Raw genomic sequence first — 15,331 nt, forward strand, 5'->3', positions numbered from 1 at the left:
CTCAACCTAAGCGTAATAGATTAAATTGTGAAAACGAAGGATTTGTGCAGTTTTATTCATGTATACATGGGGCTTGTCCGCATGAAAACGTATGGAATCACCTTCCCCTACTGTATAGACATTCGTATTAATATCTAATGTCAATTCGCCCTCTAAAACAGTAATATACTCCTCCACACCTCTTTGATGTGCTTCGGACTCCTGCATACAATTTTCAGCTAGTGTTACCGTATATATTTCAAATTGCTTATCTTGTTTAAAAGGAAAGATAGGAAAAACCTGATATGAACCATTGGATTCACTAATAGGTTTTACATTCAATAAGTGAACAATGGAAACAGAAGGTTCTTCTTCTTCCACAAAGGAAGAAAAGGAGACTTTTAAGCCATTAGCAATTTTCCATAAGATAGAAACAGTAGGATTTGAAGCACCTCGTTCAATTTGTCCCAACATTGCTTTACTCACACCCGTTACTTCTGCAGTCTTCTCTAGGCTGAAACCCTTCGACTGACGTAATTGTTTTAATTTCCAAGCAATCTGCTGATTTACAGGATCCATCGGGACACCTCCAAGGGTAATAGTATGTTATAACGTATAAAAGTATTTTATATTGTATAACATCCGAATGTATTGTATATTAAAGTAAATTATACATATGAGGTGAGTGTATGTCCAACGCATTAGCAGAAGAAAACATCGTCAGTAGCAATCCATTCAAGGAAGGATTAAAAGCAGGTATTCCTGTTGCAATAGGTTATATTCCAATTGCTATCGCGTTCGGACTATTAGCCAAATCTTTTTTTATTCCAGAGGCCGTGATTTTACTCATGTCTCTCGTTATTTTTGCAGGGGCAAGTCAATTCATTGGTATTAACCTAATTATCGCAGGGGTTGCATACTGGGAAATCATTATTACCACATTTATTTTAAACCTTCGCCATTTTTTGATGACGGCTTCTTTATCACAGCGTTTGCCAAAATGGACATCCAATAAAGAATTAGCATTGCTCTCTTTTGGGGTAACCGATGAGACATTTAGTGTTTCTTCGTCGCAACGGGAACGAGTGCTCCAACCTTCCTTTGTTATAGGAATAAATCTTATTGCTTTTTTAGCTTGGAATGTTGGGACTTGGGCTGGTGTTTTTTTAGCTATGGGTCTTCCGGCATCGATTCAAAATAGTATGGGCATCGCTCTTTATGCGATGTTTATAGGATTATTGGTGCCTAGTTTGAAAGAATCAAATCCGATCGTAGTTATAGTAGGAATAGCGATTGTGATTAATGCGGTGTTGTACTGGGTCATTCCAATGGAGTTTTCCACTGGCTGGATGATCATCATTACAACGATCCTAACAGCTACTATCGGAGTTTGGTTATTCCCGAAAGAGGAAGGTGAAGATCATGAGTGAGATGATTCTTCTAGTTCTCGCAATGGGCTTAGTGACGTATTTACCGCGGATGCTTCCAATGGTTTTTCTGAAAAATATGAAACTAGCTTCTCCTGTGAAGCGATTTTTGGAATTTGTACCATATGCAGTACTGGCCAGTCTTATTTTTCCGGGGATATTGTATTCGGTAGAGAATGTACCTTCAGCCATCATCGGGGCATCAACATCCATTGTACTTGCGTTCTTTCGCTTTAACCTCGTCCTTATAGTGATGGGCGGCATAGCAGGGGTTTGGATAACAGATATGATCTTTTTCTAGAATGGCTGAAAGATGCTGTTTTGATTATGGATAATTTAGGCATCATGAATGCGCCACTTCGGGTCCAGATATACGCACAGACTGATTTTAGCTACAAACCGTGTAGCATCCTACGTATAAACAGTAAGTGCTACACATCCGGCGGAAGCGAAGGTTTCTCTCACTTCAAAGGATCTTTTTTTTAGAGAATTTATAAAATTGGCAGCTACCTTCACACCGAAAGCATCAAGGGAAACCCACCCCCTTTCGAGTAGCACCTACACGCACTACGTAGGTGCTACTCGGGGCGGTGGAAGCTGACGCTGTATTTAATAAAAGACGGCTATGCCGTTTTTCTTATTCTACTTAACACTAATAAAGCTAGAGCTGCACCGGCGATACTACTAATCAAGAATCCAGGAATAAAAAAGAGAACACCTGCAGCCTGACCAAGGAATAGTTGGGCAATAGGAACAGCCAGAAGAGAACCGATTATTCCCGTTCCAATGACTTCGCCAACAGCAGCCATCGATTTTTTCTTTGTCCAACGATAGGCGAGACCAGCTAATAAAGCACCGGCCATCCCACCTGGAAAAGCTAGAAGAGTTCCAAGACCAAGCATATTACGTATTAAACCAATAGCGAATGCAATGACTATGGCAGGTCCGGGACCCAGTAAAACGGCAGCAATTACATTGACTGCATGTTGGATAGGGTAAGCTCTGGCTACACCTGCAGGAAACCAAATAAACGCGGCCCCTACTATTCCAATAGCGATGAGCATCGCCATTAATGTTAATTTGTGTGTACGATTCATTGTGTTATTTCCCCCTTATATAATATAAAATGAATGAAAATATAAGAAAAACGCGTGACGTAAAGATAGCTGTCAACTTATAAATTCCACTAAAAAAAGCCAAGTCCCCTCAATTGAATGAAAGAACCTGACCTTGGTCACGAAGTTGATAAAGATACAATCTCATTTATCACTACTTTCCTCCGCTGGTTTTAACCAGGTCAGGTTCAAAAGAGTTAAAAGGTTTAATTCACCTTTCTCTCAGCCCGCCTTATGGGCACCCCTAGTAGTATAGTTATAGTATGTATTAATTTCCCTTGATTGTAACAAACCTTAAGCTGATGTCAACTTTCTGTGATAACGAATGTCATCATTTTAGACCTTCATAGAGTCCTCTAATATAACAACTAACAACAACCATTTATTTTTAAACAAACGATTGAATTAAACTGATTCGAGTAAAAAGGCACGAAAGAAGTTAATAAACTTCTTCCGTACCCTACTGTCATTTAAGCTTCTTCAACTAATTCTGTGCAAACGACTAAACGTTCTCTGTGTGTTCCATTAGCGCGGTCGAACTCACCTGTACAAGTGATGAGATTAAGCTATCTTGAGGATGATCCTCCGAAAACTTTTGAGATCGGCGCATCGTCATAAGGGTAAACTGCTCGATCTTTTACTTGAAAGGTTAATTTTTCTGAAAATAAAAGAAATCTAAGTCTCTACGGAAATTAAGATTGTCTATCTTCTGGATCCGAAAAAAATATTGCATTCTTTTCCCGTATGCTATAGAATAGATTCAATGACCTAGTGAAAATTAAATATTCAGATACATTCTTATTGTGAGAGATGGAGGGAAAGGCCCTTTGAAGTCTCAGCAACCAGCTGCGAGTAATTGTCCGTGGTCAGGTGCTAATTCCTGCAAGCCAAGGTGCTTGCAAAGATAAGAAGAAGACCTTACATATACATCCCAAACCTTCTTCTTATTTAAAAATAAGAAGAAGGTTTTTTTGATTGCAGTAAGTATTAGTTTAAAGGAGGTATCGGCGTCTATGGATCGTAAAGAAATTGAAACAGCGCTCGTTCAGATCGGAAACAGAAGTGAATCAACAACAGGTGCAGTTAGCGCGCCTATTTATTTTTCAACAGCATACCGCCATGAAGGCATTGGGCAGTCGACAGGATATGATTATTCTCGGACTGGCAACCCAACTAGACATATTTTAGAAGAGGCGATTGCCAAATTAGAAGGTGGAGACAGGGGTTTTGCCTGTTCCTCAGGAATGTCAGCAATTCAAATTGTTCTCTCCCTATTTGAAAGTGGAGATGAAATTATAGCATCAAGTGATTTATACGGGGGAACGTACCGACTGTTTGAAGGAAGCTGGCGTCGCTGGGGGCTGAGCTTTCAATATGGTGATGCAAGAAACGTCGAGGAGTTCCGTTCTAAAATAACAGATAAAACGAAAGCTTTATACATTGAAACGCCGACAAACCCGCTTATGCAAGAAGCGGATTTAGCAGCGTTTAATAAACTTGCAAAGGAATTTAACCTTCTGCTCATTGTAGATAATACATTTTATACTCCGCTCATCCAGCGCCCTATTGAAGAAGGTGCGGACATAGTTATTCACAGTGCTTCAAAATACCTATCAGGTCATAATGATGTGATTGCCGGCTTGATCGTAGGAAAAGGAGAAAAACTGTGTGAAGATCTTTTCTATTACTTTAATAGCATTGGTCCGGTTCTGTCACCTTTAGATTCCTGGCTCGTAATCAGAGGCATGAAAACATTGGCTCTTCGTATGGATAAACATGAGCAAAATGCAAAAGAGATCACTGAATTTTTACACGAGCACCCACTAGTGGATGATGTTATCTACCCCGGGCGCGGGGGCATGCTGTCTTTTCGGATTCAAGATGAATCTTATGTGAACCCATTCCTGCAAAACTTATCATTGATTACCTTTGCAGAAAGCTTGGGTGGGGTTGAAAGCTTAATGACTTATCCGGCGACACAAACACATGCAGATGTGCCGGAAGAACTTCGCACCAAGCTCGGAGTTTGCAACCGACTTTTAAGATTCTCAGTAGGTGTTGAATCAGCGCGAGATTTAATTGCTGATTTAGAGCAAGCTTTTCAAGCAGTTACAGCTAGTCAGGGGGAGAAATAATGAAAAATGATTCTTTAGAATATAGCCTGCAAACACGAATTTTACATCATAAACATAAAACAGACCCTACAAACGGTGCTGTCAGTGTGCCGATTCAGCATGCATCGACGTTCCATCAAGAGGGACTGGACTCGTTCGGTAAATACGATTATGCGAGATCGGGGAATCCGACTAGAGAGGCTTTGGAGGATACCATTGCTCAATTGGAAAATGGAACAGCGGGATTTGCTTTTGCCTCAGGAATGGCGGCGATCTCCACGACGTTTATGATGCTGTCTTCAGGCGACCATCTGGTCATCACGGAAGATGTTTATGGCGGGACATTCCGGTTTACGACAGAAGTACTTACAAAACTAGGTATTGAGCATACATTTGTAGACATGACAAAGGTTGAGGAAGTAAAACAAGCAATTCAACCGAATACAAAAATGATCTACATAGAGACACCGTCAAATCCAACGATGAAAATTACACCAATCAAAGCGATTGTTGATCTTGCCAAGGAAAGTGGTAGTTTAACAGTTTTAGATAATACGTTTATGACGCCCGTTCTACAGCGTCCGTTAGATCTTGGTGTGGATGTAGTTGTTCATAGCGCTACGAAATTTATTGGCGGACACAGTGACGTTATTGCAGGTTTAGCAGTAGTGAAAGATTCTGCTTTAGCAGAAAAACTAGGCTTTTTACAAAACAGCTTTGGCGCAGTTTTAGGACCTCAGGATTGCTGGCTGATTCTTCGTGGAATGAAAACGATGCACACGAGAATGGAAGCTTCGACAAAAACAGCGGTAGAGATTGCGCAATGGTTGACGACTCATCCAGCAGTGAAACATGTGTATTATCCCGGTTTGAAAGATCACCCTGGCTTTGATCTTCACCAGGCTCAATCTGATAGTCCCGGTGCCGTTCTTTCGTTTGAATTAGCGGATAGAGAAGCAGTAAAAAAGGTTGTTGATGCGATTGAGATACCTGTTTTTGCAGTAAGTCTCGGTGCAGTCGAATCTATTCTTTCTTATCCTGCTCTTATGTCTCATGCTGCGATGCCAGCGCATGAAAGAGAAAAACGGGGAATCTCAGATGGCCTACTTCGTCTATCTGTCGGATTGGAAAAGTCAGAAGATTTAATAAAAGATTTTGACCAAGCCTTTAATCAAACGCTATGAGAGGAGATGGTGACATGGAATTCCTAGAAAAAATAAAGAATAATATTCTTGTAGGTGATGGTGCAATGGGAACGTTGCTCTATCAACATGGAGTGGACGGTTGCTTTGAAGAGTTGAATATCAGTGCACCTGAAAAGGTCAGCCATGTCCACCGTCTCTATGTTGAGGCAGGATCTGATTTGATTCAAACAAATACGTATGCCGCTAATTCGTTAAAATTGCGCAGATACCAATTGGACCATCGAGTAGAAGAGATTAACGGGGCCGCGGTAGCCCTAGCTAGAAAAGAAGCAAAAGAGGAAACATTTGTCTTTGCTACGATCGGTGGTATTGGGAGCGTTCATTTAACAGAGTACGAACCTGACGAAATAAATCAGAGCTTAAAGCAACAAGTTGATATTCTATTGAAAACGGATGTGGATGGCTTTATATTAGAAACATTTTATGATTTTCAAGAATTGCTGGAGATCGTGAAGTACGTGCGAAAAAATACAAATAAACCTATTATTGCTCAAGTGACGTTAGGAGATATTGGTGTCTTACAAGGTGGGACTCCGCTCGCAGATGCTCTGCTACTATTGGAAGCGGAAGGCGTAGAAGTTGTCGGCTTAAACTGTCGAATGGGACCATACCATATGTTACGTTCATTAGAAGAAGTGCCTCTCTTAACTGATTCTGTTCTATGTGTCTATCCAAATGCAAGTTTGCCGAATGTTAGGGACGGCAAGTTTTTCTACCAATCCAATCCTTCCTATTTTGCAGACATGACAGAGCCGTTAGTAAAAGAAGGCGTCCATCTTATCGGCGGTTGTTGCGGGACAACCCCAGAGCATGTCCAGGCAATTCGAGGTGCAATAAATAATCTTCATTTACAACCTGTTAAAGACAAATCGCATCGAGTAAAAGAGCCAAAAAGAAAAGAAGTCGTTAAAGTAGCTTCTAATAGAGTGTTGGAAAGAATCCCGGAAATGCCCCTGAAACGACGGTCAGTTGTTGTAGAGTTAGACCCGCCGAAAGCTCTTTCCGCAACGGCGAAATTTCTTGAAGGAGCGGCAGCGATAAAAGATGCTGGGGCAGACGCGGTAACCCTTGCCGATAACTCCTTGGCCTCGGCCAGAATTGATAATCTGGCATTAGGTTCATTGATGAAACAGCATTCAGGAGCGCGACCGTTGTTGCATGTAGCTTGTCGTGATCGTAATATGATCGGCTTGCAATCTCACTTGCTTGGATTACACACGTTGGGAATTCAAGATGTCCTTGCGATAACGGGAGATCCAGCAAAGGTTGGCGACTTCCCTGGAGCATCTTCGGTTTACGATATGGCTTCGATGGATCTTATCCGGATGATGAAGCAGTTGAACGAAGGACTATCGTTTTCTGGAAAAGATTTAGGTGAAAAAACATCGTTTACTGTCGCTGCAGCCTTTAATGCAAACGCTCGTCGTTTGGACAGAGAAGTAACTCGTCTCGAGAAAAAAATCGAGGCCGGGGCAGACTACTTTATGAGTCAGCCAGTTTACAGTGAAGAGCAATTCAAAGATATTTACGAAGCGACGAAGCATCTTCCTGTACCAATTTACGTGGGAATTATGCCTTTAGTGAGCAGTCGAAATGCAGAATTTTTGCATCATGAAGTTCCAGGCATCAAGTTAACGCAAGGAGTCAGAGACAGCATGGCAAAGCATGGAGGGGATCGGGAAGCCAGTCAGCGAGAGGGACTAGCCATTGCCCAAAGCTTAGTTGATGCAGCGGTAGAATATTTTCCGAGCATTTACTTAATTACTCCTTTTTTACGCTATGAAATGACAGTCGAATTGACTAAAAATATTATGAAAGCAAATAAAAGTTTCGATATAACTGCAAAATAATACAATGAAGCATTTTGGCTTGTGAATATCCTCTAAAATAGAGGGCAGGAAAGGACGATCAACATGGGAAAGTCGGCATTTGAAAATGCATTAGAAAAACGAATATTAGTCCTTGATGGAGCCATGGGAACGATGCTGCAGGATGCAAATCTAGATGCAGATGATTTTGGTGGAGAAGAATATGAAGGGTGTAATGAGTATTTAAATATCACTGCTCCTCATGTTATCACGGATATTTACCGGGCGTATTTAGAAGCGGGTTCAGACATTATTGAAACGAATACGTTTGGTGCGACAAACATAGTGTTGGCAGATTATGATTTGCAACATATTGCCTATGAAGTAAATAAGAAGTCGGCAGAATTAGCAGTTACAGAGGCAAGAGCGATTTCCAGTGAAGAAAAACCTCGGTTTGTAGCTGGAGCAATGGGACCAACCACGAAATCACTCTCGGTTACGGGAGGAGCAACCTTCGAGCAATTAACAGAATCATACCGTGAGCAGGTAGAAGGCTTACTTGATGGCGGTGTGGATATCCTTCTTTTAGAGACAAGCCAGGACATGAGAAATGTAAAAGCAGCCTATGTGGCAATCGAGGAAGTGAAGGCGGAAAGAGACATAGAGGTACCGCTGATTATTTCTGGAACGATCGAGCCAATGGGAACGACGCTTGCTGGCCAAAATATAGAAGCATTTTATATTTCTTTAGAACACATGAAGCCGACTGTAGTTGGCTTAAATTGTGCTACTGGACCTGAGTTTATGCAGGACCATTTACGTTCGTTATCAGACCTGTCCTCGACATATGTGCATTGCTATCCAAATGCCGGGTTACCTGATGAAGAGGGACATTACCATGAATCTCCTCAGTCATTAGCCACTAAACTGGAAGGCTTTGCTGAAAAGGGATGGTTAAATATTGTAGGTGGTTGCTGCGGCACAACGCCTGAACATATCCGAGTGATTACAGAGAGGCTGTCAGGCTATAAGCCTCGTCAACCTCGCGTAGATCAAACCCATATGGTTTCAGGAATTGAACCACTTGTTTATGATGATTCCATGCGTCCTTTGCTCGTTGGGGAAAGAACAAATGTTATCGGATCCCGAAAGTTCAAACGATTAATCGCAGAGGAAAAATTCGAGGAAGCTTCTGAAATAGCGAGAGCACAAGTGAAGCGTGGGGCTCATGTAATAGATGTTTGTGTAGCTGACCCTGACCGAGAAGAAATGGAAGACATGGAGAAATTCTTGGAGTTCGTTGTCAATAAAGTGAAGGTTCCTCTCATGATTGATTCAACGGATGAAGTAGTCATCGAAAAAGGACTTACGTATTCACAAGGAAAAGCAATTATAAACTCGATTAATCTAGAAGACGGGGAAGAAAGATTTGAAGCGGTAGCTCCATTGATAAGAAGGTTCGGAGCTGCAGTAGTTGTCGGAACGATTGATGAAATAGGGATGGGAGTTTCGGCAGAGCGGAAGCTTGAAATTGCGAAAAGATCCTATGATTTGTTAGTAAATAAATACGGGATTCCGCCACAGGATATCATTTTTGATCCGCTTGTCTTCCCGGTTGGTACTGGAGATGCGCAATATATTGGTTCTGCAGAAGCAACGATCGATGGGATACGATTAATCAAAGAAGCTATGCCTGAGTGTTTAACCATTCTAGGCGTCAGTAACGTGTCTTTTGGTTTACCTCCATTAGGTCGTGAAGTACTAAATGCTGCCTACATGTATCACTGCACAAAAGCAGGACTTGATTATGCAATTGTAAATACAGAAAAATTAGAACGGTATGGATCGATCTCGAAGGAAGAGAAAGAATTGGCGGATAAGCTTCTGTACGAAACAACAGATGAAACATTAGCTACCTTCACGGCTTTCTATCGGGAGAAAAAGCCTGCGGTAAAAATTGAAGCTTCGACGATGAGTTTAGAGGAACGTCTGGCCAGCTATATCGTAGAGGGAACAAAAGAAGGTTTATTCAAAGACTTGGATGAAGCCCTCGAGAAGTATGATGCCCCTTTATCTATTATTAATGGACCTTTAATGGCTGGAATGGATGAAGTAGGCAAGTTATTTAATAATAATGAACTAATTGTGGCTGAGGTGTTGCAAAGTGCCGAAGCAATGAAGGCAGCTGTAGCCCATTTAGAACCATTTATGGAGAAAAAAGAAGATGATCGCGGAAAAGGGAAATATCTTTTAGCTACGGTAAAAGGCGATGTCCATGATATTGGTAAAAACTTAGTGGAGATTATTTTGAAAAATAATGGCTTTAAAATTGTTAATCTAGGAATCAAAGTGACTTCCAATGAGCTGATTGAAGCGGTCGAACGAGAAACCCCTGATGCAATTGGGTTATCAGGACTGTTAGTCAAGTCGACACAGCAAATGGTCTTAACAGCAAACGATTTACGTGAAAGAGGTATTTCCATTCCTATATTAGTTGGTGGAGCGGCATTAACGCGACGATTCACGGAAAATAAAATATCAAAAGGGTATGAAGGGCTTGTTTTGTATGCGAAGGATGCTATGAATGGATTAGATCTAGCAAACAAGCTTGCCAGGCCGGCAGATCGTGAACAACTAACCATCGCGCATCAGGAGAAACAGCTAGCGATTAAAACGGCTAGTGAGGCAGAGGGAAATGCGTCAAAAGACAAGTCTCCTACAGCAACATTGGAATTACCACGCTCCAAAGTGGCAAAGGAAGCACCATTGTTTATTCCGGAGGACTATAGTTACCATGTTTTAAAAAATTACCGGTTATCACATTTACATCCGTATATAAACATGCAAACTTTGTTAGGTCAGCATCTTGGTATACAAGGAAATATTAAAAAAAATCTTGCTCGAAATGACCAAAAAACAATCGATCTTCAAGACAAGGCAAATGATTTAATCACTCGTGCGGGTAAGGAAGGCTTTCTATCGGCAGACGGATTGTATCGATTTTTTCCAGCTCAATCGGATGGAAAGAACGATGTCATTGTGTATGATCCAGAAGATCACACAAAAGTATTGGAGCGATTTAGTTTTCCTCGCCAGCAAAAAGAGCCATATTTATGTCTCGCCGACTTTTTACGTACGGTAGACAGCGGTGTAATGGATCATGTTGCTTTCATGACAGTTACTGCGGGGAAAGGTGTGCGTAACCTTGCTGAGCAAGCGAAGGAAGCAGGAGATTATTTAGAGAGTCATATGATTCAGGCAGTAGCCTTAGAAGTGGCCGAAGCGTTTGCTGAGAGAATTCATCAGTTAATACGTGACAAATGGGGATTCCCTGATTCACCTGACTTTACGATGAAAGAGCGCTTTTCAGCACGTTATCAAGGCGTTCGTGTCTCATTTGGTTATCCTGCCTGCCCGAACCTGGAAGATCAGGCGAAGCTGTTCAGACTTCTTAACCCATCCAAAATCGGTGTGGAGTTAACGGACGAATTCATGATGGAACCTGAAGCAAGTGTGTCTGCGATGGTATTTGCCCATCCAGAAGGACGGTACTTTAGTGTGTAATAGGAAAGTGGCATAGTTTTCTTTGCTATTTTTTCAAGAAAAACATATACGAAAAACTACCACAGTGTTTAAAAGGTGTGTTTGTTAGGCTAAATGCCTTACGGACACACCTTTTATTTGTGGTAAAGTTACTTCTAAAGTATGTTCAGAAAGGTCTGTTCAATGGCAATACACGCTGCACGCCTGTTCTGAGAAAACCACTCAGATCAGGCTTAAGACAATGCAGCGGCATCACTCATTGTATAAAGGATGTTCAAAAAGGTAAAAAACACCTTTTTGAACATCCTCTTCTAAAAAACAGATAACTTAATTTTATTCTTAGAAGGGTCGCTCGTATAAAATTCATTATCTTTTTCCTCGATGGAAAAGTCTAGTTTTTCTAATCGTTCGATTGCTTTATGTTTTGCATCACTGCTCGGGAATACGACTTCAAACCAAGTGATTCCAACACTGTTTTCAGGTGGTGCTGATGCACCCACACCTGCCCATGTGTTTAGTCCGATGTGATGATGATATCCTTCAGAAGAGATAAATAACGCTTGATCACCAAACTTCGTGACTACCTCAAAACCTAAACCTGTGCAATAAAAATCTTCTATATCACGAAAGTCCGATACATGCATATGGATATGACCTAATACTGTTCCAGCCGGGAGTTGCTTCCATATTAAACTGGCTCCTTCTGCTAATAAGCTCTCAGCATCAAGAGGATCCGTTGTCATTTTTACTTCACCATTGGACCAGGTCCATTCAGATGATGGGCGGTCAATGTATAATTCAATCCCATTCCCATCCGGATCAGCTAAATAAACGGCCTCACTCACCAGATGATCTGAAGCGCCTTGAAGTGGATATTTTTGTCTAACTAGATGTTGCAACAAAGCCCCCAGAGATACCCGGTCTGGTAACAAGATTGCAAAGTGATATAAACCGGTGGTTCTTGGTTGTTTTGGAAGGATATCGTCCGGCCTTGTTAATGTTATTAGTGGTTTTTCCCCATCGACTGTTAAACGAACGAGTTCACCGGTTTGATCTAAAATTTGAAATCCTAACATGTCTTGATAAAAAGTTAACGAACGTTCAAAATCAGTTACTTTTAATTGTATCTCGTTAACAAAAGTTGAAGGTGGCTGATGAAATCCCATTACTATTTCCTCCTTTTGGTTACTTACTTTAAGTAAGTATAAATAATATATGGTGGGGTAGTCAAGTAAACATTCTTACGGTGTTTATAAATACTTGACATGACTAAATATGAAATGGTAAATTGTAATTAGTTAATCGCTTACAATAAATTTCTCATATATATGGATTGTTACTGTTCGGCAGGCAAAACCTAAGTTTCTGGAGGAACTCACAAGTGTGGGATCTCTTAGTGAATTTAGGTTTTTTTATGTTCCAGAAAGCCTTAACAAGAAAGGAGGAGTGCAAATGGATATAAAAAAGGTTTTAAACAATAACGTCGTGTTAACAGAGAATGATAATCAAGAATTAGTAGTCATGGGTAAAGGGTTAGCATTTCAGAAAAAAGTGGGGGACTTGGTTGACTCGTCTAAAATTGAGAAAACATTTGTTCTTGAAAGCGATGATGTGTCCGATAAGCTAGCTGAGCTACTAAGTGATGTATCGGAAAAGTACTTGCAACTCTCTGACAAAATAATATCCTATGCAAAATCACGGCTATCGACTAAATTAGACGATTTTTTATATGTTGCTTTAACTGATCACTTAAGTTTTGCTATTACGAGACATAAGCAAGGGATGCAATTAAAAAATCCTCTATTATGGGAAATACGTAAATTTTACAAGCAAGAGTATGAAGTTGCACGACATGCCTTAGACATCATCGAAGAAGATACGGGGTATCGACTGGAAGATGATGAAGCAGGATCCATTGCACTCCACCTTCTCAACAGTCAAATATCCGGTGAGGGATTAGAATCAATGGTTTTAGCAACAGAAATGGTTAATGATATTCTTAATATTGTTAAATACCATTTCGGCATGGAGTTAGATGAGGGATCGATTAATTATGAAAGATTTCTGACACATCTACGTTTTTTCTCTTTTCGGTTAATGAAAGAAGAGGGACAAGACGCAGACAATCCAGATGACTTTTTATATGACCAGGTCAAGTGGAAGTATAAGGAAGCATTTCAGTGCAGTGAAAAAATAGCGATGTATATAGAAAAGGCACATAATTGGCGAGTTTCAAAGGATGAAAAGGTCTATTTAACACTCCATGTTCATCGCGTGGCAAATAGACATCAATTAAATAATAAAACATCCAACTAAGGATTGTTACTGTAAATCAGGCAAAACCTAAGTTACGAACCAATGGAGCTTTTACTGCGCTCTTTCATTGGCGTGATTTAGGTTTTTTAAAAATCTCGGAGATGAGATATTTAGAGCAAACAAATAAAGATTTGGTAGGAGAAATACTTAATATAATTGACTTGAAAGGTTGGGGATAGTATGAGTATAAAAGGATTTCCAGAAAATTTTATGTGGGGTGGAGCAATCGCTGCTAACCAAGTAGAAGGTTCGTACGACAAGGATGGGAAAGGACCAAATATTAGTGACGTTGTAAAAGTCGTTCGTCCAGAGGATCGTAAAAAAATGAAGCTGCCATTTCCTACTACTGAGGAAGTAAAAGAGGCATTAGCGAATAAAAATGATAAAGATTATCCAAAAAGATACGGAATTGATTTTTATAATCGCTATAAAGAAGATATAGCTCTATTTAAAGAAATGGGTTTTAAGACACTACGTGTATCTATTTCTTGGGGAAGAATTTTTCCGGATGGAGACGATTTGGAACCGAATGAAGCAGGCCTCAAATTTTATGATGATTTATTTGATGAATTGCATAAACAAGGAATTGAACCAGTTGTCACGTTGTCACACTATGAAACACCAGTTCATTTAGCCTTGGAGTACGGAGGATGGACAAACCGAAAACTAGTTGATTTCTTTGAACGCTATGCGCAAACGGTGTTTACTCGTTTTAAAGATAAAGTGAAATACTGGATTACCTTTAATGAAATTAATGCCATTATGATGAGTCCATATATTGGTGGGGCATTTTTACGTGATCAAGTAAAGGATGAGGATATTTTACAAGCTAAGTTTCAGGCAGCTCATCATCAGTTTGTTGCGAGTGCAAAAGCTGTTAAAGCTTTACATGAAACTATTCCGGATGGTCAAATTGGATGTATGGTGATTGGGATGCTTAACTATGCGAACACAACACACCCAGAAGATGTTCTAGAAGCACTTAATGATCAACGGAATACGTTCTTCTTCACGGATGTAATGGCAAGAGGACACTATCCTGCGTACATGACTCGCTTTTTTGATGATAATGGAATTGTTATCGAGAAGGATGAGTCGGATGAGAAAGTTCTGCAGGAGAATCTTGTGGACTACGTGGCATTAAGTTACTACATGTCATCTGTCTCTGCTCGTCCAGAAACGGAAGGAGAAAGAGTAGCCGGAAATATAATGAGCAGCTTGAAGAATCCTTACCTTGAAGCTTCTGACTGGGGTTGGCAGATCGATCCGAAAGGCTTACGTACATTATTAAATATGTTCACTGATCGTTACGAAAAACCTTTGTTTGTCGTTGAAAATGGATTGGGTGCATTTGACAAAGTGGAGGAAGATGGCAGTATTCATGACGAGTACCGAATGGCATATTTACGTGAGCATATTCGTGAAATGAGAGAAGCCGTTGCAGATGGTGTGGACCTAATGGGATACACGGCATGGGGACCGATTGATTTAATCAGTTTTTCTACTTCTGAAATGTCCAAGCGTTATGGATTTATCTATGTTGATCAGGATGACTATGGTAATGGAACATTGGACAGAAGCCGCAAAGACAGTTTTTACTGGTATCAAAAAGTAATTGAGACGAACGGAAGAGATTTAGACTAAGAAAAACGGCATTGCCGTCTTTTATTAAATACAGCGTGATCTTTTGCCACCATCATTTAAGTAACAAGGGTGGGTTTCCCTTGGTGCGTGTGGCGTAAAGATAGGTGTCATCTTATACTTTACTTATAAGAAAAACGGCATAGACGTCTTAAGAAGTTATTATTTAAGTCAAGTAACTGC

11 protein-coding genes and 2 riboswitches are annotated in these 15,331 nt (G+C 40.5%); of the genes, 8 read left to right on the forward strand and 3 right to left on the reverse strand.

All coding sequences use genetic code 11. The annotated features are described in order from the left end of the window. Window positions 1-6 precede the first annotated feature (6 nt). Entirely contained in the window at window positions 7-558 is a 552-nt protein-coding gene (locus tag CEF18_RS24670) for a helix-turn-helix domain-containing protein (protein WP_110939144.1), read from the reverse strand. A gap of 110 nt (window positions 559-668) precedes the next feature. Between CEF18_RS24670 and CEF18_RS24675 the strand changes: the two genes are divergently transcribed. Further along, a complete protein-coding gene (locus CEF18_RS24675) occupies window positions 669-1,409 on the forward strand; it encodes an AzlC family ABC transporter permease (protein ID WP_110939145.1) in 741 nt (246 codons plus the stop codon). Next, the gene (locus CEF18_RS24680; RefSeq protein WP_110939146.1) at window positions 1,402-1,707 is read left to right on the forward strand and encodes an AzlD domain-containing protein; all 306 of its coding nucleotides are present in this window, start codon (window positions 1,402-1,404) and stop codon (window positions 1,705-1,707) included. The genes CEF18_RS24675 and CEF18_RS24680 overlap by 8 nt, the downstream gene beginning before the upstream one ends. A gap of 322 nt (window positions 1,708-2,029) precedes the next feature. On the opposite strand, the gene thiW is transcribed toward CEF18_RS24680, so the two are convergent. Further along, window positions 2,030-2,503, reverse strand: coding sequence for an energy coupling factor transporter S component ThiW (gene thiW / locus CEF18_RS24685; RefSeq protein ID WP_110939147.1), 474 nt, complete (start codon window positions 2,501-2,503; stop codon window positions 2,030-2,032). Between the two features lie 160 nt (window positions 2,504-2,663). Next, window positions 2,664-2,777: riboswitch (TPP riboswitch) on the reverse strand. A 539-nt stretch (window positions 2,778-3,316) separates the two neighbouring features. Next, window positions 3,317-3,432: riboswitch (SAM riboswitch) on the forward strand. Between the two features lie 102 nt (window positions 3,433-3,534). On the opposite strand from thiW, the gene CEF18_RS24690 reads away from it, so the two are divergent. The 4 genes from CEF18_RS24690 to metH all read left to right on the forward strand — a co-directional run bounded on the left by CEF18_RS24690 (window position 3,535) and on the right by metH (window position 11,212). Beyond that, a complete protein-coding gene (locus CEF18_RS24690) occupies window positions 3,535-4,656 on the forward strand; it encodes a methionine biosynthesis PLP-dependent protein (protein ID WP_110939148.1) in 1,122 nt (373 codons plus the stop codon). Next, entirely contained in the window at window positions 4,656-5,819 is a 1,164-nt protein-coding gene (gene metC / locus CEF18_RS24695) for a cystathionine beta-lyase (RefSeq protein ID WP_110939149.1), read from the forward strand. The genes CEF18_RS24690 and metC overlap by 1 nt, the downstream gene beginning before the upstream one ends. A 14-nt stretch (window positions 5,820-5,833) precedes the next feature. Continuing rightward, window positions 5,834-7,690, forward strand: a complete 1,857-nt coding sequence (locus CEF18_RS24700) for a bifunctional homocysteine S-methyltransferase/methylenetetrahydrofolate reductase (protein WP_110939150.1) — start codon at window positions 5,834-5,836, stop codon at window positions 7,688-7,690. Between the two features lie 63 nt (window positions 7,691-7,753). Continuing rightward, window positions 7,754-11,212 (forward strand): methionine synthase, encoded by a 3,459-nt coding sequence (metH, locus tag CEF18_RS24705; protein WP_110939151.1) that lies wholly within the window; start codon window positions 7,754-7,756, stop codon window positions 11,210-11,212. A gap of 290 nt (window positions 11,213-11,502) precedes the next feature. Here the strand turns inward: metH and CEF18_RS24710 are convergent, their stop codons facing one another. Beyond that, on the reverse strand, window positions 11,503-12,357 hold the full coding sequence (locus CEF18_RS24710) for a VOC family protein (RefSeq protein WP_110939152.1): 855 nt from the start codon (window positions 12,355-12,357) through the stop codon (window positions 11,503-11,505). Between the two features lie 286 nt (window positions 12,358-12,643). Here CEF18_RS24710 and licT point away from each other — a divergent pair, with 286 nt between their 5' ends. Beyond that, entirely contained in the window at window positions 12,644-13,507 is an 864-nt protein-coding gene (gene licT / locus CEF18_RS24715; RefSeq protein ID WP_110939153.1) for a BglG family transcription antiterminator LicT, read from the forward strand. Window positions 13,508-13,687: 180 nt separating this feature from the next. Beyond that, window positions 13,688-15,151, forward strand: a complete 1,464-nt coding sequence (locus tag CEF18_RS24720; protein ID WP_110939154.1) for a glycoside hydrolase family 1 protein — start codon at window positions 13,688-13,690, stop codon at window positions 15,149-15,151. The last annotated feature ends 180 nt before the right edge of the window (window positions 15,152-15,331 follow it).

The sequence above is a fragment of the Salipaludibacillus neizhouensis genome (genome assembly GCF_002886185.1).
Classification (GTDB): domain Bacteria; phylum Bacillota; class Bacilli; order Bacillales; family Salisediminibacteriaceae; genus Salipaludibacillus; species Salipaludibacillus neizhouensis.

Excerpts from the sequence above, each read along its gene's own strand:
- CEF18_RS24720 (WP_110939154.1), top strand. The coding sequence starts at position 13,688 with ATGAGTATAAAAGGATTTCCAGAAAATTTTATGTGGGGTGGAGCAATC.
- licT (WP_110939153.1), top strand. The coding sequence starts at position 12,644 with ATGGATATAAAAAAGGTTTTAAACAATAACGTCGTGTTAACAGAGAAT.
- CEF18_RS24670 (WP_110939144.1), bottom strand. The coding sequence starts at position 558 with ATGGATCCTGTAAATCAGCAGATTGCTTGGAAATTAAAACAATTACGT.
- CEF18_RS24675 (WP_110939145.1), top strand. The coding sequence starts at position 669 with ATGTCCAACGCATTAGCAGAAGAAAACATCGTCAGTAGCAATCCATTC.
- thiW (WP_110939147.1), bottom strand. The coding sequence starts at position 2,503 with ATGAATCGTACACACAAATTAACATTAATGGCGATGCTCATCGCTATT.
- CEF18_RS24710 (WP_110939152.1), bottom strand. The coding sequence starts at position 12,357 with ATGGGATTTCATCAGCCACCTTCAACTTTTGTTAACGAGATACAATTA.
- metC (WP_110939149.1), top strand. The coding sequence starts at position 4,656 with ATGAAAAATGATTCTTTAGAATATAGCCTGCAAACACGAATTTTACAT.
- CEF18_RS24680 (WP_110939146.1), top strand. The coding sequence starts at position 1,402 with ATGAGTGAGATGATTCTTCTAGTTCTCGCAATGGGCTTAGTGACGTAT.
- metH (WP_110939151.1), top strand. The coding sequence starts at position 7,754 with ATGGGAAAGTCGGCATTTGAAAATGCATTAGAAAAACGAATATTAGTC.
- CEF18_RS24700 (WP_110939150.1), top strand. The coding sequence starts at position 5,834 with ATGGAATTCCTAGAAAAAATAAAGAATAATATTCTTGTAGGTGATGGT.
- CEF18_RS24690 (WP_110939148.1), top strand. The coding sequence starts at position 3,535 with ATGGATCGTAAAGAAATTGAAACAGCGCTCGTTCAGATCGGAAACAGA.